Genomic DNA, 25,084 nt, shown 5'->3' with positions numbered 1-25,084 from the left:
CAATCAACCGCCATGAACACCCTTCTGCACGATCTAAGCGAAAACCAGTACGAAGATCTTTACCACGTCGATGACGCCCCGCTGGCCGACCTGCGGCTCAAAGCCCTGCGCCGAATGGGCTGGTGGGCGGTTTTGCTGGTCGTAGCGGGTCTGGGGGCCGGTTTTGTCGTGGTGCTGCCCGATACCGTACCCACGCCCTTTGTTTTCAAGTCGGAGCGGGCCGAGGATATTTACCGCTTTCCGTCAACGGTTTACATCGAGCGCTTTTTTGTAAAACCGGGTCAGGCGGTAAAAGCCGGGGATGTCCTGCTCGAACTGAGTGCCCCGGACATTGCCGCGCTGACGCACGAGCTGGCTTCGGCGCGGGCCAACCTGTCCAGTTTTCAGCGGTTTCGGACCCAATCGGCGGACCACGAACGTTCGGTGATCGAGGTCCAGATTCGAAGGCTCCGGGAGGAGATTGCGCTCCGGGAATCGCAGCTTCGGATGAACGAACAGAAATGGGCGTCCGAATCAATCCGGCTGGCTTATGACGTGCAGGAAACCGCCCGGCTGCTGACCATCAACCGGCAGTTTTACAAAGACGGTGACATCAGCAAAAACGACCTCAACACCATCGAATCCAATCAGTTACGCGCCAAAAATTTGTACGATGTGGCCTACCAGAATTACCTGGATACCCGCAATACGCTGAACCGGCAAATTACGTCTCACGAGCTGGAAATCAAGGGCCTGGAAAAACAACGGGCAAAAAGTTCGGTGGATCTGCAACTCGAAGATGCGCAACTGAACACCGCGCTGACCACCACCCGCCAACGGATTGAGGGAGCTTACGGCACGTTTGAGATGACCGAAAACAATCATCTGCGGCTCAAAGCCTCCCGGGCGGGTACGGTTTCGTTCGTGTTTGAAGGCGAGAAAGAAGCCCCCACCGGTTCCGTACTGCTGAAACTCCTCGCCGAGGACGCGCCTTTGTATGCCCACACGCAGGTCAGTTCCGCACAAATCGGGAAAATCCGGGCCGGGCAGGCGGTGGTAATGAAGGTGGATGCCTATCCGGTGTACGAATGGGGCCCCGGCCACGGAAAGGTCAGCCAGGTTTCGTTTACGCCCGACGAAAAAGGAATGTTCAATGTGCAAATCCGGGTGACCGACCAGGCACACCTGAACCGTTTGTTGCGAATTGGGATGCGGGGGAAAGCCGATGTGATCACGGACGAACGCACGGTTTTTGGACACCTGTTCCGAAAATTCCGCAAGACGGCCAGCGCGGTGATCGACTAGCTTTTTTGTCTTGCAATTAGCGGCTTGTAACTGATTTATTAGTATCTCATGAAGAAATAACTTCATTCCTATAACACGACAGGCCGGTTTTTTATATCAAAATTGAATCGAAGGGAGAAAGCCTGAAAAACAAACAAGATTTTACCATTTATTCACACGAATTGATAGTCTATTTGGGCAGCGTTTGCGTACCTTGGTTAAGCCAACTCGAAGCGTGTTATGAAACCTTTATCGATCTTGTCGGGAACGTTGAACACCGTTCTGCTTTCCCGCCGATTTACCATCACCAAAACTTGTCCCTATTGCGGCCGGGACGAATCGGCGGCTGAGCGAATCCCGCGATCCTCCTTTACCAGGGTGCTTTTATTTTATATCCCCAACCGCTCCTACCGCTGTTTAGGCTGCCGAAAAAAGTTTGTAAAGATTGGAGAAAGCTAACTTGTAGGGCGCAGCCTTACCTGATAATACCGGTTCCAAATAGGAAAATAAACTATATTATCTTTTTAAGGCCTCCAAATAAACGTGTCTGATAAACTAATTTTTATCAGCTATTTATATACGTACGTTACACCCGGGAATGCTCTGAATCTTCGTATGCCGCCCGTCAAGGTACCGAAATTCATTCTTTCATCCGGTGGCTGGGCATCCTTCGATGCCCGGTTTTTCCGGTTTCAGGTTTTCCGGAGCAAAACGTTATTATTTCTTAAAAATACGGTTTATTGAACTCCGGTGAGCAACTTTGCGGGGTCTTTTCGCATCAGGAAATAAACTACCCAAATCAACCGCCGATCCGTTCATGGGTCTGGGATTGCACCTGAACGCCAAAATTGGTAGATTTCCCTGCGAATACGCAACCTGAATGTATGAAATACTGGCTTACTCTCTTCATCACGCTTACTTTTTATCAATGGACAACGGCCCAGGGCATCCGGGGGACGATCAAAACAACGCAGGGTGAGGTGCTTCCCTACGCGGCCATTGTGGTGAAAGGCACCTCCAACGGCGCCATCACCAACGCGGAAGGGCGTTACGAAGTACCGCTCAAACCGGGGAAATACGCCATTGTATTCCAGTATCTGGGGTTTCAGGCGCAGGAAAAAACTGTCGAAATCGGCAGTGAATGGCAAACCATCGACGTCACGATGCAGGAACAGGCGTTCCGCTTGCAGGAGGTGCAGGCCCGCCAGGGCAAAGAAGATCCGGCCTACAGCATCATGCGCCGGGCCATTGCCAAAGCCAAATACCACGAATTGCAGGTAATGAGCTACACGGCCCGCGCCTACACCAAAACGTCCTTTACGGTGACGGATCTGCCGATGCAGTTCATGTACCGAAAACAATTGAAGGAAGCCGAAAAAGAAGGGTTTAAAATTGGCGTTCCGATGCTGTACGAATCGGTTTCGGAAGTAACCTTCAAGCAACCGAACACCTACCGCCACCGCATTATGGCCACCCGCAACTCGCTGGGCGACAACGTTTCGGTGAGCGATTATTTCCTGTCGAGCTTCTACCGCCCGGAGGTCAACAAGGCGGTTTCGCCCCTTTCGCCGAAAGCGTTTGCCTATTACAAATTTGAGTACCAGGGCACGTTCAGTGAGCGCGGCATCGACGTCAGCAAAATCAAGGTGACACCCCGGGCGTACGGCGAGGGCGTTTTTCGGGGTGCGATTTTCATCATCGAAAACAGCTGGGCCATCCACAGTTTGCAGCTGGAGACCCGCAATCCGCTCGGTTTCGACATCAAAATCCGTCAGGTGTACAGCCCGGTGCAAAACGTCTGGCTGCCGGTTAATCAGCGGTATGATCTGGAAGGCCGAATTATGGGGGCCGCCGGAAACGCGCAGCTCATCATCAGCCAGGCCTTCAGCCAATTACAGGTAAACCCGGCTTTTGTTGAGGATGTGCGGATTGTGGATGAGAAAATTGAAAAACCGGCCGTTCGCCTGACCAACAAAGACATCAAAGGGCAGAAACTGGAAGATAAGATTGCCAAACAGAAAGAATATTCGGCCAAAGATTTTAAAAAGCTCCTGAAAGAGTACGAAAAACAGGAGTACCAGGCCAAGAAAGAACGCAAGGAAGAGGTAGAAGTGTCGCGCAACGACTCCACCGTGGTCGATTCACTGGCCGGCAAACGCGGAAACGCTTTCTGGGATTCGCTGCGAACGGTGCCGCTGACGACGGCCGAAATTAAAAGCTATGTCAAGCGCGACAGCCTGCAAATTGTCCGGAAAATTGAAGTGCGGAAAGACAGCACCAAAGCCGCCAGGGATTCGACCCGAAAAAACCGGGCCAGCAAAACCTTCAAACCGGGGCAGTTGATCTCGGGCAATACCTGGAATTTCGGTCAGCGGACCGCCCTGACCTGGGACAGCCCACTTCAGAAAATTTATTACAATACCGTCGAAGGGTACACCGTCGACCTCGGGCTGCGACTCCGGTATTATCTCCGCAAACCGCAAAAAGATTCGACGCGCCGGCGGGTCACCATCAAACCAACGCCCGACCTGACCATCGGCGGAGCGGGCCGCTACGAGTTTGGCTTGCAGCGGTTTATCGGAACGGGCGGCATCGGCTACACTTATAAAAACACGCACGTCGATCTGACCGGCGGGCGCTGGGTCAACCAGTTTAATCCGAACGAACCGATCAGCCCGTTCCTCAACTCGCTGACTTCGCTGCTGTTCGAGAAAAATTACGCGAAGTTTTACCAGCGGGACTTTCTGCGGCTGGGCGTTTCGGCCCGTCCTTTCGAAAACCGGATCACGGTCAACGGCAGCCTGGAATACGCCGAGCGAACGGAGCTGGCGAACTACCGGGAGAATCTGAAACCCTGGATCGACTGGAACCAGTTCAGCTACACGCCCAACCGCCCGATGAACGCCGAGCTGGGGTCCGGGGCATTTCCGGTGCACCAGGCGTTTGTGCTGAATCTGGCGGTTTCGGGCAAACTGGCGGCCACCCAATACCGGCTTCGGAACGGTCGGCGTGTCGCCAGCCGCAACAACAGCCCGGAGGTGACGCTGAACTACCGCAAGGGAATTCCGCTCCAGTCGGGAGCGGTCGAAGCCAGCGACGTGGATTACGACTTTCTGCAGGCCGGTTTGAGCCATTCGTTCGAAACCGGCATCCGAAGCCGCCTGAGTTACAACCTGTCGGCGGGTGCTTTCCTGAACGACAAAGCCGTGTTTTTCCCGGATTTCAAGCACTTCCAGGGCAACGAGTTCTTTCTCCAGCAGGGAGACCCGACGGCGATTTTCCGGATGTTGCCGTATTACCAGTACAGCACCGGCAAGCGGTTTTTCGAAGGCCACGTTCTGATGGAATACCGCAAGTTTTTGATTACGCAACTGACGCTGGTGCGCTTGACGGGCCTGAAAGAAAATCTCTTTGTGCACTATCTCGCCACGCCCCAGTCCCGCAACTACACCGAAGTGGGCTACGCACTGGACGGCCTGATTCCGGGTATTTTTCCGTTCTTTCGGGTTGAGGTGATTTCCCAGTGGCAGGACTGGCAGTACCAGAAGCTCGGTTTCCGCATCGGCACGACCCTGAAATTCCGGTAACCCACTGCTTTCAGCCCCAACCCCGCCAGGGGTTGACTGTAGATACCCCCGGATGCAAACCGGGGCTACGGACGGCGCACCCCCCGGACCGGGACCCGGTATCCCCGGCCTCACAGCCCCCGGGTTGCACCCGGGGGTATCAGGAAGTCAACACCTTCGGGGTTGGAGGAAACAGGCTGGCATATTTAATCTTCTTTTAACGGCTTTTTTAGGCGGTTTAAATCTGGCGACCCGTTGTTTGTTGCCAGAATTGAGGATCAATGGGAATTTTCCGCAACATACTGCTAACAGTCGGCCTGCTGTGGGTGCTGCTTTTCCGGGTCTACCCCATGGTAGCCGGAACGGTTTCCCCTGCGCACGGCATTGCACCGACGGTTGTTAAGCAAAACACCCACTCCAATACGCCTTCCACCGATTCGGCGGTTTATTGGGTTCAGGATGAAGACGAACAACTGGTTCCTTCTCCCAACCCGGAGTTCCTTTCAGAATGGCCCACCGAATGGCTGAGTCTGTTGCTGGTAGCCCTTCTGCTGCTGCCCGTCCGACTGGCTCTGGCCGGAAAACCGGTGAACACACACCGCCCGTATTACCTGCTTTATTGTTCCCTGCGCATCCCTGCGGTTTAATTACTCCGGACAAAACCGTCCGTCGCGTATTCCTTTCCGCCAACCGGCGAAATTTCTCTTAAAACAGCTTTCCATACACCATGAAAAGGATTTTTCTTTTCGTGTTTGGGTGCGTCCTGCATAGCCCGCTGCTGTCGTTTGCGCAAAACGATACGCTGCGGCTCACGCTGCCCCAGGCCGAAACGCAGTTTCGTCAGAACAACCTGCAACTGATGGCGACGAAACTGGGCGTTGATGAAAACAAAGCCTACGAATTTCAGGCAAAACTCTGGAACAATCCGAGCCTCTACGTCGAACAGATGCCCTACAACGCCCAGACGAAGGAAGTGATGCCCTGGCGGCAACGGAATTCGGAGCAGGTGGTTCAGGTACAGCAACTCCTGCTGCTGGCGGGCAAACGGAATAAACAACTGGCGGTTGCCCGCAGCAGTACCGAGCTGGCCAGCGACCGGTTTTTTGACCTGCTGCGAACGCTGAATTTCCAGTTGCGGACCACGTTCTACGATCTGTATTACAACCAGCAGGCACTCGGTGTCTACGAACAGGAAATCGGCACGCTCCGGCAAACCGTCAACCTCTTTCAGCAGCAGTACGAAAAAGGCAACATTCCGCTGAAAGATTTGACCCGGTTGAAAGCCTACCTCTTCAACCTGACCACCGAACGCCAGCAGTTGCTGCTGAAATTGACCGACGACCAGGCCGATTTGGCCCTCTTACTGAATGCCAGCCCTTCTGTACCCTTCCAACCCGTGCTGGAAAATACCGGGGCCATTCAGCCTGCCGTCGGTCAGCTTAACCTGAATGAGTTGTTTAAACTGGCGGAAGAAAACCGCTACGACCTGAAAGGGTTCCGCGATCAGGCCATTCAGGAGAAGCAAAATCTGACCCTGCAAAAAGCGATGGCCGTTCCGGACTTGTCGCTGCAAGCCACCTACGACCGCAACGCGGGCTACATCCCAAACTACGTGGGCGTGGGCATCGGCATCAACCTGCCGGTTTTTAACAAGAATCAGGGGAACATCAAAGCCGCGACGATCCGAACGCAGAGCAGCCAGCAGGCCACCGACGCCTACGCGCTTCAGGTGGACAGCGACGTTCGGCGGGCCTATCAGAAAGTGCAGCAAACCGATCAGGTCTACCAGACTTTCGATCAGAAATTCAACGGCGATTTTAGCCGGCTCATCGATGGCGTCACCACCAATTACCGCAAACAAAACATCGACGTGGTGGAATTTCTGGACTTTTTCGATTCGTACAAAGCCAGCCAGATTCAATTCAACCAACTGCAAAACAGTCGGATGCAAAGCCTGGAAGAACTCAACTTTGCCGTCGGCACCAACCTATTCACGAAATAATACCCGGTTTTTAAAAACCGCATCCGTCATGAAAGCAACGCATCTCTTAAAACCGTCTTTGAAATTGGCATCCACTTCAGCATCCTGCTTCCTGGCCGGACTGCTGATCATGAACCTGACAGCCTGCCAATCGTCGGCCACGCCCGAATCCCAGGGCGACGACGTGTCGCAGCGGAAAGTCAACTTGCTGGCAACGGCCAAAATTGACACCGCCCGGTTGCGGCCCGTCAACAACGAACTGAATCTCACCGGCAAAATCACGTTCAACCAGGACAAAGTGGTGAAGGTGTTTCCGCTGGTGGGTGGGCATATTGAGGAAGTAAAAACCGACCTCGGCGACTTCGTGAAACGCGGGCAAACGCTGGCCATCATCCGGTCCGGCGACATGGCCGATCTGGAGCAGGAAGCCGTATCCGCCAAAGGCCAACTGGCCGTGGCCCGTAAAAACCTGCAAGTCACCGATGACATGGCGAAAGCCGGTCTGGCCGCCCAGAAAGACCTGATTGCCGCCCGCGAACAAATGCAGGCCGCTCAGGGCGAAGTCAACCGGGTGGCAGCCCGCAAAGGCATCCTCGGCGGTTCGGGCTCCATTTACGTCGTGAAAGCCCCGACCGACGGTTTTGTGGTCGAGAAAAATGCCGCGCAGGGTATGGAACTCCGCTCGGATGATCCCGAAAACCTGTTCACGATCTCCAACCTCGATCAGGTCTGGGTGTTGGCGAACGTGTATGAGTCAGACCTGGCCAATGTGAAAGAAGGCTTTTCGGCCACCATCACGACACTGTCGTATCCCGACCGCGTTTTTAAAGGAAAGATCGATAAAATCTTCAACGTGCTGGACCCCGAAAGCAAAACGATGAAAGTGCGGGTGACGCTTTTGAACGCGGATTATACGCTGAAACCTGAAATGTTTGCCAACGTGCGGGTCGAATACGCTGGGCAGGAACAGCGGATTGGAATTCCGGCCAAAGCCATTGTGTTTGACAAAAGCCGCAACTTCGTCGTGGCCGTCAACTCCCATAACCAACCGGTCGTGCGCGAGGTGGACATCTTCAAAACCATCGGCGACATCGCCTACCTCAACACTGGCCTGAAACCCGGCGACCGCGTCGTGAAGCAGAATCAACTCCTGATTTATAACGCACTAGGAAATTAAGGTAAGTTGTTTCGCAGACGGGGCGGCCCCGTCTGCGAAACAACTTACCTCCACTCCTTTCCTCCTCCATCCATGAATAAGTTCATCAAAAATATCATCTCGTTCTCGCTGAAGAACCGGTTTTTTATCTTCTTCCTGACGGGTCTGGCGGTTGTTGCGGGTTTTATCAGCTACCAGAATACGCCGATTGAAGCCTTCCCGGACGTTACCAACACGCAGATCACGATCATTACGCAGTGGCCGGGCCGGAGCGCGGAAGAAATTGAAAAGTTCGTTACCATACCGATTGAAATCGGACTGAATTCCGTTCAGAAAAAAACCGACATTCGTTCGACGACGCTGTTCGGCCTGTCGGTGGTCAAGGTTCTGTTCGACGACGGGGTGGACGACGCTTTCGCCCGCCAGCAGGTCAATAATCTACTGAATAACGTCGATTTACCGGAAGGGCTGAAGCCCGATGTCCAACCGCCCTACGGCCCCACCGGCGAGATTTTCCGGTACACGATCAAAAGCAATACCCGAACCAGCCGCGAACTGAAAACGATGCAGGACTGGGTGATCGAACGACAACTCAAAAGCGTGCCGGGCGTGGCCGACGTGGTGAGTTTCGGCGGAGAAGCCAAAACCTACGAAATTTCGGTCGATCCGCGCCGGTTGCTGGATTACGGCATTACCCCGCTCCAACTCTATCAGGCCGTTGCCAACTCCAACGTCAACGTCGGCGGGGATGTCATCGAGAAAAACGCGGAAGCCTACGTGGTGCGCGGGATCGGTCTGCTGAAAAACAGCCAGGACATCGGCAACATCATCATCAAAAACGCCAACGGAACGCCCATCATGGTTCGGAACGTGGCTCAGGTGTCGGAATCGGCACTGCCCCGGCTGGGCCAGGCAGGTCGCGATAAGCAAAACGACGTGGTGGAGTGCATCGTGGTGATGCGCAAAGGCGAAAACCCCAGCGAGGTCATTGAAAGCGTAAAAGCCAAAATTAACGAACTGAATACCAGCATTCTACCGGCGGACGTGCAGATTGATACGTTTTACAACCGCGAAACGCTGATTCACTTCGCCACGCACACGGTGACGCACAACCTGATTGAAGGGCTGGTGTTCGTGACGGTCATCGTCTTTCTGTTCATGGCCGACTGGCGGACGACGGTAACGGTTTCGATCATCATTCCGCTGGCGCTGCTGTTCGCGTTCATCTGTCTGCGGCTCAAAGGTATGTCGGCCAACCTGCTCTCCATGGGCGCCATCGATTTCGGGATTATCGTGGACGGCGCGGTGGTGATGGTGGAAGGCATTTTCGTCACACTTGACGAAATGGCCATTCACAACGGCATGAGCCGGTTCAACAAACTCGCCAAACTGGGTGTGCTGCGGAAAACCGGCACGGAAATGGGCAAGGCCATCTTCTTCTCCAAACTCATCATCATCACCTGTCTGGTCCCGATTTTCTCGTTCCAGAAAGTCGAAGGCAAGATGTTTTCACCGCTGGCCTGGACCCTCGGTTTTGCCCTGCTCGGCGCCCTGATTTTTACGCTGACGCTGGTGCCGGTTTTGGCGAGTTTCCTGCTGAGAAAAGACGTCCGCGAAAAACACAATCCGGTGGTGGAGTTCATCACCCGGAATGCGACCAAAGCCTTCGGATTTACGTTTGCCCACAAAAAATTGAGTTTGCTGGCGGCTGCCGGTTTGGTAATCGTGGGCTTATCCGGTTTTAAACTGCTGGGCACGGAGTTTCTGCCCGAACTGGACGAAGGCTCGATTTACGTCCGGGCCAGTATGCCGATGAGCATTTCGCTGCCCGAATCCGTCAAGCTGACCACGCAGATGCGCCACGTTTTCGAGGAGTTTCCGGAAGTAAAAGGCGTGATTTCGCAAACCGGTCGCCCGAACGACGGCACCGACCCCACCGGTTTTTACAACATCGAATTTCTGGTGAGCATTTTCCCGAAAGAAGAGTGGAAGAGTGGAATAACGAAGGAACAGTTGATTGCCCGGATGCAGAAAAAACTGGCGGTTTTTCCGGGGGTCGATTTCGGATTCTCGCAGCCCATCATGGACAACGTGGCCGAAGCGGTTTCGGGGGTCAAAGGCTCCATTGCCGTTAAGGTATACGGCCCCGATCTGTACACGCTGGAACGTAAATCCACCGAAATCGATAAACAACTGGCAACCGTTAACGGTATTACCGACCTGGGCGTGATTCGCAACATCGGCCAGCCCGAATTGCGTATCGAGCTGGACGAACGGAAGTTGGCGCTCTACGGTATTGATAAAGCCAACGCCCAAACCGTGGTGGAAATGGCCATCGGCGGAAAAGCCGCCACCCAGATTTACGAAGGGGAACGCAAATTTGACCTGCGGATTCGCTACGACGGACCGTTCCGCTCGAACGAAGCCGAAATCGGTAACCTGATGGTACCGACTAACAACGGTTCCCAGATTCCGATCAAGGAAATTGCCAAAATTTACACGCAAACCGGTCCCATTCTGATCTACCGGGAAGGTAACCAACGCTACGGCGCGGTCAAATTTTCGGTGCGGGGCCGCGACATGGGCGGGGCCGTGGCCGAAGCGCAGCAGAAAGTAGCCGCCAACGTGAAACTGCCGCAGGGCTATACCATCAAATGGGCCGGGGATTTTGAGAACCAGCAACGCGCAACGGCCCGGCTGGAACAGGTGGTGCCGATTAGCTTGCTGGGCATTTTCTTTATCCTGTTCGTGCTTTTTGGCAATGTGAAAGACGCCGGGCTGGTGCTGTTCAACGTGCCGTTTGCCATCATCGGTGGCATTGCGGCCCTGCTCATTACGCACGTCAACTTCAGCATTTCGGCGGGGATCGGCTTCATCGCCCTGTTCGGAATCTGCATTCAGAACGGGGTTATTCTGATCTCGGTATTCAAGAAAAACCTGCATAACCGGCTCAGCCTGAACGAATCCATCCGGCAGGGCGTCATTTCGCGGGTGCGGCCGGTGGTGATGACGGCGATGATGGCGGCCATTGGGTTGATTCCGGCGGCTATCTCAACGGGCATTGGTTCCGAAACCTCCAAACCGCTGGCCATTGTGGTGATTGGCGGGCTGATTACGGCCACGTTCCTGACGCTTTTCATTTTCCCGCTGGTGTTTTACGTCTTCTACCGACCCAAAACCCTGGCGCCCGTTTAAAAAATTTTCGACAATGTTTTAAGAGAATCGGTACAGACCCGCCAACTTTGGCGGGTTTTGTCTTGAAGCATGAAAGCGGTATTGATCTTTTTGAGCGTGTTTGGGCTGAGCATCGCCCCCGGTTTTGCCCAGGCCGTGGCGACGCAGTTCCCAACGGACTCGGTAATAAAACCGAGTCGGAAGCCGGTTCGGTGGACCCTCAACCTCGACTTTCGGAACTCGTTCGTTAATCGGCAGCCCGTCAACGTCTGGGGCGTCAATACCGGTATTGTGCTGGGCGAAAAACGACACCAGATCACCGTCGGGTACTACTGGCTTTCCTACAATTCCTACCTCAGACTGATCAACTGGCACCGCAATGCGGCCCGGCGACTCAACCTCGAATATTACACCAAAACCGACATGGCGTACGGCAGTCTGATGTTTTGGGGCAACCCGATCAACAACCGCCGTTGGTTGTTCAGCATCCCGGTTGAGATCGGGGCCGGAAAAGCCTCCGCCGTCCGGCAGGACACCCAGACCGACACGCTGAAAGGCTGGGCGCACTGGGATTTTTTCATGCCCGTTCAAATCGGCGTGTACGGCCAGTGGAAAGCCACCCGCTGGGTTGGCCTGAGCGCGCAGGTCGGCTACCGGTATGCGGTTTTTCAGACGAATGTCAGCCAGCATTACAACGGTACCTATTACAGCATCGGAACTACTCTGTACCCCGAGTTTTTCAAAGACATCTGGAAATTTATCCGTCGCCGGGAATGGCCGAAAGAATCGCTATTGAGCCCTCCCTAAAGTTTGTAACCCACTCACTCCCTAGGCGTTGTCCGTACTTTTCAAGGCCCAGTAAATCAGGACCGGCTGAAAAAATAAGCGGATAAACCGTTTCCGATCGGTGTCCAGGCCAAACGCATCCCGGTGGTTGACGTATTGGGAGATGTTGCCGGGAAATACCGCCGTAAAAAAACCGGCAGCCACTTTTCCCACGGCTTGCTGGTGTTCTTCGTCGGTCAGCACCAGGCTGCTGCCCAGCGCAATTTCGGCAATACCCGAATACACCACCGTATCGTCTTTCGACAAGGGCACCCAATCCGGAACCTGGGCTTGGAACGCTTTCCGGGCAAACGTTAAATGGCTGATGCCGGCAAAGATCAAATTCGCCCCTAACAGCATACGGGCGACCTTTTTAGCGGTTTTTTCGTTCATGGTGACAAGTCGTTTTACTATATAGGGAAATTCCGACCGTTTTGTTATAATATCTACGCAACGAACGGTTTGAGCTGCCTTTCCAGCCCCCAAACGGGCGGTTTTCGACCCTGCGGTTTTTATCTTTTTTGTTGGCAAATTTTAGAAAACCGCTACTTTCGGTGGTCCATTTTCTCCTACCCAATTAGATGAATCCACTATTTTCCGCCATCGGCATTGGCTCGCTGGGCCTCCAAACGCTGGAACACCTGCTCAACCGCGGTCTGCACGACCTCACGTTCATTGCCTATTCAACTGATTCTGAGTCACTCCGGGCGTCCGCCATTCCTCACAAAGTGTTGATTGACCCGGACCAGCCAACGGCGGAACATGGGCTGGAAGGCCTTTATCCGCTGGAGGAATCGACCGGACTGGTTTTTATCGTAGCCGATCTGAACGATCCCGAAACAGTCCCAATCCTACTGCCCATTGCCCACTGGCTGCAATCGAAAAACCGCCCGGGGGTGGCCCTGCTCCCGCTTCCCGCCGACCCACAACCGGACTTGATACAGCGTCTGGGCGGTATTTTCGCCAGCCTGATGGTTTTTCGACCGGCCGACTCCACCGGCGAAGCTCCGCTGCATCAACTGGTGCTGGCCATTGAAGGTCTGGCCAATCTGGGCCGGCAGACCCTGGGAACCACCGATTTTGCCGATATTCAGTATCTCCTGCGGGGGGCTGGGCGCATCGCCGTCCTTCATCAGGAGGCTGAAGGCGAAACCCGCAGCGAAACCCTGCTGGCAAAAGCCATCAACCAATTGGAGAATTACTCCTTTGACACCCCGCGCGTTGACCGGGTGCTGATGCAACTTAGCGCCAGCCCGGCGTCTCCGGTTTTGATGAGGGAACAATGGACGCTGACCAGCGGACTGCTGACGCTCTTCAGCAACCAGCCCCGGCTTTTTAAAACCGGGTATGTCTCCGATGCTGCGCTAGGAAACCGCATCCAGATCACCCTGCTGCTTTGGACCCCGCTGGAGGAGCCGGTTTAGCCGGCGGACCACCCGCATTACTACTAAAAAATGGCCGACCTTCCTGCTTAATTCTTACTTTTGCATCTCTATGCAAAATCCGGACGTATCCATCATTCTGGTTAATTACAAAACCCCACACCTCATTGTCGACTGCCTTCATTCCATTGAAAAATACACGTCGGGCCTGACGTACGAGGTGCTGGTGATCAACAACGACCCCGATCCTTCGGGGCAGGCCGTGGTTCAGAACGCCTTTCCGGCAACGCGCTGGATTGAAATGGGATACAATGCCGGTTTTTCCCGCGCCAACAACCGGGGTATCGCCGAATCGACCGGGCGGCTGATTCTGCTTCTGAATTCGGATACGTTGCTGGTTGATAATGTACTGAAACGCTGTGCCGACTTGTTGACTAGTCACCCGGAGGTGGCCGCGGTGGCGCCGATGCAGATCACGCGGGAAGGCAAAGTTCACACGGAAGCCTACGACGGTTTTTCGCAACTCCGCCGGTATTTCTACATCCTGCCCGGTTCCGGTTTTTTCAAACGCCTGCTGCACCGGCTTCTGCCCGACACGCAATTTCCCGACCCGAATCAGGTCGACTGGCTCATTGGCTCTTTTATCATGACGCGCCGGGACACGGTGGCGAAAGCGGGCGGGCTCGATGAAAATTTTTTTATGTACGCCGAAGACGTCGAATGGTGCTGGCGGCTGGGCAAACAAGGCAAATTGCTGCTGCTGCGGGACGCTTTTTACATCCACTTGGAATACGGCAGCAGCACCGACTACCAGGAGCGCAAGGTAACGCACATCAACCGTTTCAAACCGCAAATGCACGTTTCAAACCTGCTCTGGGTCCGGAAGCAATACGGCGTCGGGGCCTATCTGGTGCTGATTCTACACTACCTGACGATGGTACCGGTGGTTTTTGGCTGGAAAATTGGCGTCAATCTGCTCAACTTTCGAAACCCGTTGGCCGAACTCGAAAATCAGCGTGAATTTGCCCGTCACGTCGGCATTTTTCTGCGGTTTTTCTGGAAAACCCTCTTCAATCGACCCGGTTTTTACAAAATTTAGGGGTGCGGCAACGATCGGCCCGGGAACCGAGCCAGGGTCCGGCGCCCGCTTCGGAAGACCGGCCCCCGTTCCAAACCGCCCAATTGCCAAACTTTATTGCTATAATTGTCTCCAACGGCACCTGACCGTATACACAACCTAAGCAATTGTACGTTCTTGTAGTATAGAAAATAATCGGTTATGAAAACATATTTCCTCACTTCATTGTGGGTTTTGTTGCTTGCCATGCTGGTCGTTACCGAGTCGCAGGCAACGCACTTGCGGGCGGGCGAAATTACCACCCGGCGGATTTCCAACACGGCCCTGACGTATGAGGTAACGATGACGACCTACCACGACGAAATCGGGGGCCGAACGGCCAGCGATCAGCAGGACCCCTCCTATTTCTGTTTTGGTATCGGCCCCGCCGTTGCCGTCAAACGGGCTAACCGACGGACGATTAACCGGGCTACCACCGTCAATACGTACATAGCAACCTTTACGTATCCCGGCCCCGGAACCTACCGCATCACCTGTACGATCACCAACCGGAACGAGAACGTTCGCAACATTCCCAGTTCCATCCAGACCAGCTTTCAGCTTCAGACGACCATCGTCGTCAATGCCGACCTCGGTTTGAACAGTACCCCGGTGATGCTGAATCCTCCGCTGGATTCGGCGCGGGTCGGGCAGAAATGGTGCCACAACCCCGCAGCCTTCGACGCCGATGGCGACAGCCTGGCGTACCGCCTGTACGTTCCGTCCGGCAGACTGAACGATCAGCAAGGCAACTGTACGCTGCGTTCGGTGGCCGGTTATTCGGATCCGACGGCCATCGGGGTTAACCGAATCAACGAGGCCGGAACCGGCCCGGCCACGCTGACCGTCAACGCCATCACTGGTGACGTCTGTTGGGACGCCCCCGCCGAGCAGGGACAGTATAACATTGCCTTTATTGTGGAGGAATGGCGCGACGGGGTCAAGATTGGCGAGATCATCCGCGACATGCAGATCATCGTGACGGCTTCGCCCAACAAACGCCCGGCGCTGGTGGCGCCCCCGGATCTCTGCGTGGAAGCCGGTACGCTGATTCAGCAAACCGTTACGGCCACCGATCCGGACGGAAACCGCCTGGAACTCTCGGCGTTTGGTGGGCCTTTCAACGTGAGCCCCGACGGCCAGCAGTACAATCCGCCCCTGATCACGCGGGACTTTGCCACGTTCAGCCCGACGACGGCCCAGAACAGCCCGGCTTCCGGTACGCTCCGCTGGCAAACCAATTGCTCCCACGTCCGGGCCGAACCCTATGACATTGTGTTTCGGGTAGTCGATCTTCCGCGCGGAGCGAGCCAGACGCAGCTGGCAACCCTGGAGTCGTTCCGGATCAGGATTTACGCGCCCCAACCCAAGAACCTCACCGCCCGGCCGGCCGCCGATGCCGCCGGACGCGCCATCATTCTGAACTGGGCGGCTTATGCCTGCGGGGTTTCGTCGTTACCGACGGACACCAAAATGTTTATTTACCGGAAAGAAGGCTGCGAAGCCAACACGTTTGATCCCTGTACGGAACCCGGGGCCCTGGCCTCAAAAGGGTACACGAAGGTTGGCGAAGTACCCATCAATCAGACCAATTTCACCGATAACAACAACAACCAGGGCCTGAAACGGGGGGTTCAGTACAGCTACCGGATTGTGGTGGTCTTGCCGCGTCCCAACAACGGCCAAAGCGTGGTTTCGGAGCAGGTCTGCGTGAATTTACCCCAGCAGGTTCCGCTGATTACACACGTAACCGTCGACAGTACCTACGACACCCGGGGCGTCATTACGGTGCGCTGGACCCGGCCTCCGGGCATCAATCCGAACGACGGAACCGGTCCGTTTCAGTACCGGCTGTTCCGGGCAACGGGTCTGACCGGCACCAACTTTACGCAGGTTGCTTCCATCAACACCACCCTGCAACCGGGCGCGGCCGACACGGTTTACACGGACCGCGGACTGAACACGGTGGCCAATCCGTATCGCTACCGGATCGAGTTTTATTATACGGACCCGGCTTCCGGGCAGTTGCAGCGGCTGGATGCCACCGAAAACGCCAGTTCGGTCCGGCTCACGGCCACGGCGGGTGTGCGACGCATCGAACTGAAATGGGAAGCGAATGTACCCTGGAGCAACGACAATCAGCAGCACCGGGTTTACCGGAGTAAAACCGGGCCGAACGGGCCGTTTAACCTGGTTGCCGTCGTGCCGGTGACAACGGCGAATACCTACGCGTACACCGATCAGGGGGGCGATTCGTTTGCCGCCGACGGAGTGCAGCCCGTTACCATGTCCATCGACAGCAGTTATTGCTACCGGGTTGAAACCGTCGGGCGCTATGCTCCTCCGCTGATGACGATGTTGCTCAACAACTTCTCGCAGGGCGTGTGTGCCATGCCGATCGACACCACCCGTCCCTGCCCTCCGCGTCTGGCCGTCGATACGCTCAATTGTGCCAGCCTGACGCCCGAAGCGTTCTGCAACCAGACGACGTTTACCAACACGCTCACCTGGCAGAACCCGGAAACCGGCAGTTGTGATCGAAACATTGTGAAATACCGGATTTACTACGCAGCCTGTGAGGGCGACGAGCTGGCCCTGGTGGATTCGGTCAACGCTCCGCTGCTGACCTACCGGCACCAGAATCTAACTTCCTTTGCCGGTTGTTACGAAGTAAGAGCCGTTAGCCGCAGCGGACAGGAAAGCGCCCCGTCCAACCGGGTGTGCAAGGACAACTGCCCGTACCTCCAGATGCCGAACGTGTTTACGCCCAACGGCGATGGTCGAAACGATGTGTTTGAACCTTCCCGCTGCCCCCGGTTTGTGGAATCTGCCGAACTGACGGTTGTCAACCGCTGGGGTGTGCTGGTCTACCGGAGCAGCGATCCGTCGTTGCGCTGGGACGGCAAAAACAGCCAGGGCAAAGACGTTCCGGGCGGGCTGTATCTCTACCAGATAACCGTCAAATTCAGACGGGTCAACTGTGCCGCCCCCGCCGAAACCTACAAAGGCTGGGTGGAACTGCTGCGCGAATCCGGGGGAACAAATTAATGGCTAGACCTGAGACGGTAGACACGCCAAGAAAAACCGGGTGACAGCAGGTTTTTCTTGGCGTGTCTTTTCTCTTTCATCGCAAAAAATATGTGGTATTTCACCATTCGACAAGACGACTTATCCAACGAGCAATACCAGTTGTTGCAGCAAAAAGCGAACCTAACCGAAGTGGAAATCTTTAACGAGCCCTACGATAACCTTTGTCTGTTTGAAGTGGAACAGTACCGGGCGTTTGTCGATACGCTGGATCTGGAAGGGCTGGACTACCGGGTCGTCAACGAGCGCCCGACCCGCCAGGACTTATTGGAGAGTATGCGGTAATTGGACGCTACTGATTACCGCATGTTATGAAATACGTTCAGCACATCTTCGTCCTCTTCAATGCGTTCCAACAGTTTCTCCAAATCAGCGGCTTCTTCTTCGCTTAATTCCTTTGTATCGTTCGGAATTCGCTCGAATTCGGCCTGTTTGATCTCGAATCCTTTTTCTTCCAGGTGTTTCTGGAGCGCTCCGAAGGCCGTGAATTCGCCATAAATGACAATTTCGCCCGCTTCATCATCCAGCGATATTTCGTCGCCACCGAAGTCGATCATTTCCAGCTCAAATTCATCCAGATCAATCGTTCCGGCCGGAATCCGAAAAACCGACTTGCGGTCAAACATAAAGTCCAGCATGCCGGACGTGCCGAGCGCTCCACCGCTTTTGGTGAAATAACTCCGCAGGTTGGCTACGGTGCGGTTGATGTTGTCGGTGGCGGTTTCGATTACGATAGCAATGCCGTGCGGACCGTACCCTTCGTAGGTGATTTCCTTGAAGTCTTCCTGCTCCTTCGAAGTGGCCCGTTTGATGGCCCGCTCCACGTTTTCCTTCGGCATGTTGGCCGCCCGGGCGTTCTGGATTATGGCCCGCAACCGGCCGTTAGAACTGGGGTCCGACCCTCCGCTCTTGACTGCAAGGGCGATGTCTTTCCCAATTTTGGTGAAGGTTTTGGCCATCATCCCCCACCGCTTGAATTTTCTGGCTTTACGATACTCGAATGCGCGTCCCATGATTGTGAATGAAGAGGTATGAATGATGAACGATGAATTACCACGTCGACTTTCGTACCTCCTCCTTATTTTTTAACACTTATTTCTTCTTCAAAATCAACTTCGATCTGGTTTCGCATCAGGTCTTCGAAGGTTTCGCGCCGACGGATCAGATGCGGTTTTCCGTCGTAGACCAGCACTTCGGCCGGCCGACACCGGGAGTTGTAATTGGAACTCATGCTGAAACCGTAGGCACCGGCGTTCTTCAGGGCCAGCACGTCACCGGGCCGGACCTGGTTCAGCGAACGGTCCCAGCCCAGCGTGTCGGTTTCGCAAATATACCCCACGACGCTGTATACCTGCGGTTCGCCCGTCGGGTTCGAGACGTTGACAATTTCGTGATACGAACCGTACATCATGGGGCGAACCAGGTGGTTCAGGCCGGAATCGACGGCCACAAACGTGCGGGTCGGATTTTCCTTGACAATATTGACATTGACCAGCAACACACCACTCTCACTAACCAGAAACTTTCCGGGTTCGAACCACAGCTCAAGCTCCCGGCCGTATTGCCGGCAGAACCGTTGAAAAGCCGTCGTGACTTTCCGACCCAGCTCGTCGATATCCGTGCTGTGATCGCCTTCCTTATAAGCCACTTTAAAACCGCTGCCAAAGTCGAGAAATTGCAGGTTGGGGTAATCACTGGCCAGCTCGAACAGGACCTCCGCTCCTTTCAGAAAGGCATCAGCATTTTTGAAATCCGATCCGGTATGAATGTGCAGCCCAATAACCGGAATGGAATACGTTTCCACAACCCCCCGGATCTGGTCCCGCTGGGCGATGGAAATGCCGAATTTGGAGTCGGCGTGACCGGTCTGAATTTTCTCGTTTCCGCCCTCCGTGATGTGCGGATTGATCCGGATGCCCACCGGTTTTTCGGCCCCGTACTGTTGCCCCATCCATTCGAGCAGGGGCAAGCTATCGACGTTCAGCCGAACGCCCAGCTTCAGCGCTTCCTCAACTTCGGGAAACGACACCCCGCTCGGCGTGTACATGATCTGCTCCGGTTCAAAACCGGCCAGCAGCGCCAGCCGGATTTCGTTGATCGACACCACTTCGATGTCAATGCCCCGGCTGCGCATCAATTTTAAAATCGACACGTTCGTCAGGGCTTTGGCTGCGTACTTTATTTTCAGCGGAACGCCCTGAAAAGCCGCCTGAAGCGCCCCTATTTTCTGGATAATTTTATCGGCATCGTACGCATACAAGGGAAGGCCAAATTCCTCGGCCATTTCCAGCACGTCGACGCCCTGAATCTGATAACGGTTCTGATCGATCTGCATGAGCAGTTGGGTCTGCTAGAATTGAGGTGCAAATATAAAGCAACTGCGTTATTCTCCTCAGTATACCCTTAATATAGATTTAAAATGGTAATTGGCCCTCTACTCGGAGTAGCTTTTCCTCGCTTTGGTAACTAGAAGTAAGCCATTGTTTCAGGCTTGTTTCATGAAACCATCAACCGTTTTAAAGTCCGCAGCGATAGGAGCTATCAGCAGGCGGTTTAAAGTTTCAGAGGTGTATTTTTTTCGAAGATGTGGAAATGAACATCTAACAAACATTCAACATGTATAAATTATCCCGAAATCACATTGTCAGATATTGACCTTTCTGAATAAACTTTATTTTCTATAAGTAGCTATATCAAAGCCTAAAGTATGTCAACAGAAACAGCATTAAAAAAAAATTACAAAAAAAAGATGGCTCAAAATTGGCAATTAAAATGTATATTTTCCTTTATTTACATATTAATTCTTTGAATTTATTGATTTACATTTTACTGTTCGCTGTTTCTTTATTCAAAAAATACAGGCATCCCCTCCTAAATTTATTCGACTCCAAGTCTATTGAAATATGTTACTGTCAAACGAACGCTTGAATTCGGTGCAAGCCCTGCGAGGTATTGCTGTAATCGCTGTAGTTTATTACCACTCCATTTTATCATCCGACAAGATATTTGGTCTTTCCTTTCAAAGCACGTTTTTTCATTTTCGAAACTGGGGATCCATTGGAGTCGATCTCTTTTTCATTATAAGTGGGTTTATCATGACCCGCGTTGCAAAAGGTTATGCGAGGCCCGGAGGTTGGAAAGAGTTTGTTATTAAGCGGGGAATTCGTATTATTCCGCTCTATTGGGGCCTAACCGCTTTGGTGATTCTGCTCAAACTCGTCCAGGGTTCCGCACCTTCTTGGGTAGAAACGGGGAAAGCGATTTACTTTTTCCCCTTGCTGGATGAAACGTATTTTTCTTACCCGATTCTAAATGTAGGGTGGACGCTCTCATTTGAAATATACTTTTATTTACTGGTTGGTTTGTTCATACTGATTAGCCCTCAGTCACCCTTTTATAAACTTGCGGGTGCATTATTATGTTTAGGAATAATGGGCGCTCTAAGTGATCCCCTTATGCCACTGCCCCGGTTTCTTTCTTCACCCCTGTTATTGGAGTTCGGTATGGGTGTAGTTTGTGGGATATCATACGATAAGGTTAAAAAACATAATAGGAATCTTTCAAAGCTTTCGTGGGGCCTCCTAATTGGCGGGTCATTAATCGCTCTAAGTACAATTTTCTGGCGTGTGGGTAATACCAATTCAACCGTTGTTCTTAATAGTAATATTCACGCATTTTACCGGTGTATTTTCTGGGGAGGCCCTTGCGCTATGATCCTTTTGGGCTATATATTCCTGGAGCGATTACAGGTAATTGGAGTACCTAGTTTATTAAAATTGCTAGGGGATGCTTCTTACTCGAATTACCTACTTCACATGTTTATTATCAATGCCGCTACTAAAGTGGGTTCCAAAATCCTGATTCCGTATGGTTTTCAGTATCCGTCGCTCTATATTGCCTTCCTTTTCGGGCTTTGTACGCTGGCAAGCATCCCTTTCTACTGGTTTGTTGAGAAGCCTATCAACAACTTCTTCACTATCCGTGCATTTGCTAAACTACGTCCTAGTCAAAAATCGGTGCTGGTTGACGGTTAAGGAGTTAAACTTTCCAGCCTGAAGAGCAAAGTGGTGGAGCAATAGAACTATCTTTGTTGGCTTGGCTCACCCTTTACAAATAATTCATTTTATTCATAGTAAATGTATTAGTTCTAGAATCGGATCGGGTAGGATGCATCACGGGCCCGCCTGCTGCCAAATTTCAACAAGCAGCATAATCTTCCCTGAAATTAGGATAGTATAGGCTTAGACTCGAAAATATCTAATTTTAACTATCATTTTAAAATGAACCTCGGCGGACCACAACCTCACTGAAACTCAAATCGTGACCATCCTTAGATATTACGGAGGAGGTCGAGAAGCTATGGATGTTTGTCGTGAGAAAGGCATCTCAAAAGTAACCCTTTTGTATTGGCTCAAGAAATACAACCCCGCCAGTTGAAAGAGCCTAAAGTCCTTCAGGGCGAGAATCGACGCCTAGATTAAAAATTGACAGAGGAGCTCATTGAAAAAAGATAGAGGGCCCTGCCATCAGAAAGCGTCAATGGAATGAGCAGTGGCAGAAAACGTGTTTATAAGCAGGGAGTATCGTTTAGTGGGAATGCCTTGTGGTACTATCGGAGCAAGAAGTACAATCTACCCGTGATCGATAAACTACGGGTATATGCCGAAACCCATCCCACTCGTGGTTTCGATGAATACTACGGTAAGATTCGTATTGAGAGGTTGTCGTGGAATCATAAACGGGCCTAACGAGTGTATCGGTTTTTGAACCTAAAGCATCGAAGGAAGTACAAATGAAGGTTACCGGCCCGAGTGAAATAACCTTTACTGGTTCCTGAGGAAATTAACAACTCCTGGAATGGTGTGCCGTTGCGGCATGGACTTCGTCTCGGATGCACTGATGGGCAAACTGAAGATTCGGTTTTTGACAATCATGGATAACTGTAGCCGCGAAGTGTTGGCTTCCCATGCTGATTTCTCGCTATCAGTCCAGAAAGTAATTGATGTTCTGGAAACGCTTTCCATAAAGTGTCCTTTACTAAAGCAGATCCAGCTGAGCCGCCGTCTCGGTAGAAAATAGATAAGAATCTATTGCGGGTAAATTTCAGGAGCGAGTAGCCGTAGCGATGGTGTGCAGATAATCACATTACAATTCAATACATCTATCCGGTAAACCGATGCAAAACTCCTATATTGAGCGGCTTAACCACACGTTTCGAAAGGACGTGCTGGATGCTTGTCAATTCGAGTCACTGGGACAACCCCAAATTTGGATGAGTGGGTGATCATTATAATCGTTTTCATCCCCATCAGTCGTTAGGTAGCAAAAGCAATCTATATTAAGCAAATGAAAATCACAGAAGTCTAGAAGCTTGCCGTCCTAGTCTGGGTAAGGCCGAACGGCAAAACAATTTGGCTAAAACCGGGTTTTATTTTTATTCAACGTAGACACGAAAGCCATGAAAATACGAGCCCTCTTACCAGCCATTCTGTTGGGTATTGCGTTGCAAGCCCAGGCCCAGACTCCGTCGCCCAACGCGCACGCACCGGAACAACCTTCCGAAAGCTTTCCCCAGGGCGACCCCACCGCCCGGACGGATTCGATGAAGAGTAAACTGGTGAAGAATACGCAGTCGAGCCGAAACGCCCGGCGATCGGGCGAGGCCACCGCCACGAAAAGCACGATGGTGAAGAAAAAAACCACCAAAACCGTCAAAACCAAAAAGCCCGACGACTCATCGAGTAAGTGACTTTTTTGGGCAGTTTCGTAGACAAAAAGCTATTTTCCTGGTTGAAATAGCTTTTTTTTTGATTTTACCGGCGAAAAAAGCGGTCCTCTGTTTGCCAGCATCAATTTATTTGTATTTTTGACTCGACCCCTTTGGTTACCGTATTACTCCAATATCTTGAAGCGTTCAAACCTCCCCTTTACGGAAGAAGTACTGGTAAAGAAGCTCCAGCTGCGCGAGGAACAGGCATTTCACTTGTTATACGATCAGTATTCCCCGGCGCTGTATGGCGTAATTTTGAAAGTAGTTCGTGACGAAGAAACCGCCCGCGACGTTTTACAGGATTCCTTTGTCAAAATCTGGCGCAATCTTCCTTCCTACGACGCCCAGAAGGGACGGTTATTTACCTGGATCCTCAACATCGCCCGAAACACCGCAATCGACTCCATTCGCACCCGACATTCAGGCCAATCAATCCAAACTGACACCGATATCGTAGATATAATTGATCAGCATCAGCAGACCCATCAACCTGCTATTGAGACAATTGATTTACCCGATAAAGTGAAACAATTAAATCCTGATCGACGAACCGTAATTGACCTGGTTTACTTCTATGGCTACACCCATGAAGAAGTAGCGGAAAAACTCAATTTGCCCCTGGGAACGGTCAAAACGCGCGTTCGATCTGCTTTACTGGAATTGAAGACGCTTTTCGGCACATGAACACGAAAGAATACATTGAATCTGGCATACTGGAGGAGTATGTGCTTGGCACTGTCAGCCCGCAGGAAAAGCGGGAAGTCGAGTGTATGTCAAGCATTTACCCCGAAATCCGGCAGGAGTTGGACACGTTGTCGACTGCCCTGGAACAGTATGCTCAGACGCTGCGCCGTGAGCCACCCGCCGATGTCAAGCAATGGTTATTGAAGGAACTGGAATTTGGTGCTGTGCCGGTTGAGGAAGAAGTTACGACCCCAAAGGCAGACCTCACCATCCCGGAAACCGCCGATGAAGCTACCGTTCGGCCCCTCTTTTTAGAAAAAGAAGTCGATTATACCAATTCACGGCCCACCTACCGCGTAACGTGGCTGGTGGCAGCTTCCCTCGGATTGCTGGTACTGGTCTTCGCTTATTTTCTCTATTCGCAGTTGCAGGGAAGTCAGCAAACGCTCGGCGAGCTGCGGGCTTCCAATCAACAGTTAAGCGAAGAAGTCCGAATTTTACGGGCCCAGCAATCCCAGTCGGATCAAACGCTGGCGATATTGAAAGAACCGGGTACACGGGTCATTCGTCTGAACGCAACCGACTCCACCACCACCAACCTGGCTACGGTTTACTGGAACGCCAGCACCGGTCAGGTCAATCTGGAAATTGATTCGCTGGTCCGCCCACCCGAAACGCAGCAATACCAGCTGTGGGCGATTGTCGACGGAAAACCGGTCGATGCCGGGGTCTTCGATATGGGCGAGAGTGACCGGATTGTCCAACAGGCTAAAAAATTCCAGCGGGCCGATGCCTTTGCCATTACCCTGGAGCGCCGGGGCGGTAGCCCCACTCCCACCTTATCGGCGATGGTGGTGGTTGGCAATGTCAACACCTGATGGCTTTCTCGCTGGCATTCTTCTTTTTAGATTGTTAAATAAAAAATGATAACTCATAAATTTAAAAGTATTTCAATGGGATTTACTTTACCATTTATGAGTTATCATTTTTTATTTAACTGTTCTTTTAATTCTTCTCATTAACTTTTCCTCCAAGCGTTTTAACCAGCGCCTTTTACGCTGATTTTTATTCTTAAAAAA

Annotated in this window: 19 protein-coding genes; 16 read left to right on the top strand and 3 right to left on the bottom strand. The window is 52.6% G+C overall.

Going from position 1 to position 25,084, the window contains the following annotated elements; translation table 11 throughout:
- The first annotated feature begins 12 nt into the window (after nucleotides 1-12).
- The 7 genes from ACYVHX_RS23890 (at nucleotide 13) to ACYVHX_RS23860 (ending at nucleotide 11,947) form a co-directional block, all read left to right on the top strand.
- Nucleotides 13-1,284: an HlyD family secretion protein gene (locus ACYVHX_RS23890; protein ID WP_460674218.1), complete on the top strand. Its 1,272-nt coding sequence runs from the start codon at nucleotides 13-15 to the stop codon at nucleotides 1,282-1,284.
- Nucleotides 1,285-2,147: 863 nt separating this feature from the next.
- Nucleotides 2,148-4,850 carry a DUF5686 and carboxypeptidase regulatory-like domain-containing protein gene (locus ACYVHX_RS23885; RefSeq protein WP_460674217.1) on the top strand — a complete coding sequence of 901 codons (2,703 nt, stop codon included), beginning with the start codon at nucleotides 2,148-2,150 and terminating at the stop codon, nucleotides 4,848-4,850.
- Between the two features lie 260 nt (nucleotides 4,851-5,110).
- On the top strand, nucleotides 5,111-5,476 hold the full coding sequence (locus ACYVHX_RS23880; protein ID WP_460674216.1) for a hypothetical protein: 366 nt from the start codon (nucleotides 5,111-5,113) through the stop codon (nucleotides 5,474-5,476).
- An 80-nt stretch (nucleotides 5,477-5,556) separates the two neighbouring features.
- Nucleotides 5,557-6,831, top strand: a complete 1,275-nt coding sequence (locus tag ACYVHX_RS23875; protein ID WP_460674215.1) for a TolC family protein — start codon at nucleotides 5,557-5,559, stop codon at nucleotides 6,829-6,831.
- 28 nt (nucleotides 6,832-6,859) lie between these two features.
- Complete coding sequence (locus ACYVHX_RS23870) at nucleotides 6,860-7,987, top strand: efflux RND transporter periplasmic adaptor subunit (RefSeq protein WP_460674214.1); 1,128 nt, start codon at nucleotides 6,860-6,862, stop codon at nucleotides 7,985-7,987.
- A 72-nt stretch (nucleotides 7,988-8,059) separates the two neighbouring features.
- Nucleotides 8,060-11,161, top strand: coding sequence for an efflux RND transporter permease subunit (locus ACYVHX_RS23865; RefSeq protein WP_460674213.1), 3,102 nt, complete (start codon nucleotides 8,060-8,062; stop codon nucleotides 11,159-11,161).
- A gap of 69 nt (nucleotides 11,162-11,230) precedes the next feature.
- Entirely contained in the window at nucleotides 11,231-11,947 is a 717-nt protein-coding gene (locus ACYVHX_RS23860; RefSeq protein WP_460674212.1) for a hypothetical protein, read from the top strand.
- Nucleotides 11,948-11,968: 21 nt separating this feature from the next.
- Here the strand turns inward: ACYVHX_RS23860 and ACYVHX_RS23855 are convergent, their stop codons facing one another.
- On the bottom strand, nucleotides 11,969-12,358 hold the full coding sequence (locus tag ACYVHX_RS23855; protein ID WP_460674211.1) for a DoxX family protein: 390 nt from the start codon (nucleotides 12,356-12,358) through the stop codon (nucleotides 11,969-11,971).
- A 188-nt stretch (nucleotides 12,359-12,546) separates the two neighbouring features.
- Between ACYVHX_RS23855 and ACYVHX_RS23850 the strand changes: the two genes are divergently transcribed.
- From ACYVHX_RS23850 to ACYVHX_RS23835, 4 genes are all read left to right on the top strand, one after another.
- Entirely contained in the window at nucleotides 12,547-13,389 is an 843-nt protein-coding gene (locus tag ACYVHX_RS23850; RefSeq protein WP_460674210.1) for an FtsZ/tubulin family protein, read from the top strand.
- A 70-nt stretch (nucleotides 13,390-13,459) separates the two neighbouring features.
- Nucleotides 13,460-14,446: a glycosyltransferase family 2 protein gene (locus tag ACYVHX_RS23845; RefSeq protein ID WP_460674209.1), complete on the top strand. Its 987-nt coding sequence runs from the start codon at nucleotides 13,460-13,462 to the stop codon at nucleotides 14,444-14,446.
- Between the two features lie 180 nt (nucleotides 14,447-14,626).
- The gene (locus ACYVHX_RS23840) at nucleotides 14,627-17,512 is read left to right on the top strand and encodes a T9SS type B sorting domain-containing protein (protein WP_460674208.1); all 2,886 of its coding nucleotides are present in this window, start codon (nucleotides 14,627-14,629) and stop codon (nucleotides 17,510-17,512) included.
- Between the two features lie 90 nt (nucleotides 17,513-17,602).
- A complete protein-coding gene (locus ACYVHX_RS23835; protein WP_460674207.1) occupies nucleotides 17,603-17,836 on the top strand; it encodes a hypothetical protein in 234 nt (77 codons plus the stop codon).
- Between the two features lie 14 nt (nucleotides 17,837-17,850).
- Here the strand turns inward: ACYVHX_RS23835 and ACYVHX_RS23830 are convergent, their stop codons facing one another.
- Together ACYVHX_RS23830 and lysA are read right to left on the bottom strand one after the other, a co-directional pair.
- Nucleotides 17,851-18,564 (bottom strand): YebC/PmpR family DNA-binding transcriptional regulator, encoded by a 714-nt coding sequence (locus ACYVHX_RS23830; RefSeq protein ID WP_460674206.1) that lies wholly within the window; start codon nucleotides 18,562-18,564, stop codon nucleotides 17,851-17,853.
- Between the two features lie 65 nt (nucleotides 18,565-18,629).
- Entirely contained in the window at nucleotides 18,630-19,886 is a 1,257-nt protein-coding gene (gene lysA, locus ACYVHX_RS23825; protein WP_460674205.1) for a diaminopimelate decarboxylase, read from the bottom strand.
- 568 nt (nucleotides 19,887-20,454) lie between these two features.
- Here lysA and ACYVHX_RS23820 point away from each other — a divergent pair.
- From ACYVHX_RS23820 to ACYVHX_RS23800, 5 genes are all read left to right on the top strand, one after another.
- Nucleotides 20,455-21,585 carry an acyltransferase family protein gene (locus ACYVHX_RS23820; protein WP_460674204.1) on the top strand — a complete coding sequence of 377 codons (1,131 nt, stop codon included), beginning with the start codon at nucleotides 20,455-20,457 and terminating at the stop codon, nucleotides 21,583-21,585.
- Nucleotides 21,586-22,727: 1,142 nt separating this feature from the next.
- Nucleotides 22,728-22,835 (top strand): integrase core domain-containing protein, encoded by a 108-nt coding sequence (locus ACYVHX_RS23815; RefSeq protein ID WP_460674203.1) that lies wholly within the window; start codon nucleotides 22,728-22,730, stop codon nucleotides 22,833-22,835.
- 174 nt (nucleotides 22,836-23,009) lie between these two features.
- On the top strand, nucleotides 23,010-23,300 hold the full coding sequence (locus ACYVHX_RS23810) for a hypothetical protein (protein ID WP_460674202.1): 291 nt from the start codon (nucleotides 23,010-23,012) through the stop codon (nucleotides 23,298-23,300).
- Nucleotides 23,301-23,456: 156 nt separating this feature from the next.
- The gene (locus tag ACYVHX_RS23805; protein WP_460674201.1) at nucleotides 23,457-24,005 is read left to right on the top strand and encodes an RNA polymerase sigma factor; all 549 of its coding nucleotides are present in this window, start codon (nucleotides 23,457-23,459) and stop codon (nucleotides 24,003-24,005) included.
- Entirely contained in the window at nucleotides 24,002-24,883 is an 882-nt protein-coding gene (locus tag ACYVHX_RS23800; RefSeq protein WP_460674200.1) for an anti-sigma factor, read from the top strand. Before ACYVHX_RS23805 ends, ACYVHX_RS23800 begins: the two co-directional genes overlap by 4 nt.
- Nucleotides 24,884-25,084: the final 201 nt, after the last annotated feature.

It is taken from the genome of Larkinella ripae, assembly GCF_054780775.1.
The sequence above is the reverse complement of the archived record's forward strand: the minus strand, read 5'-3'. Positions and strand labels throughout refer to the sequence as shown.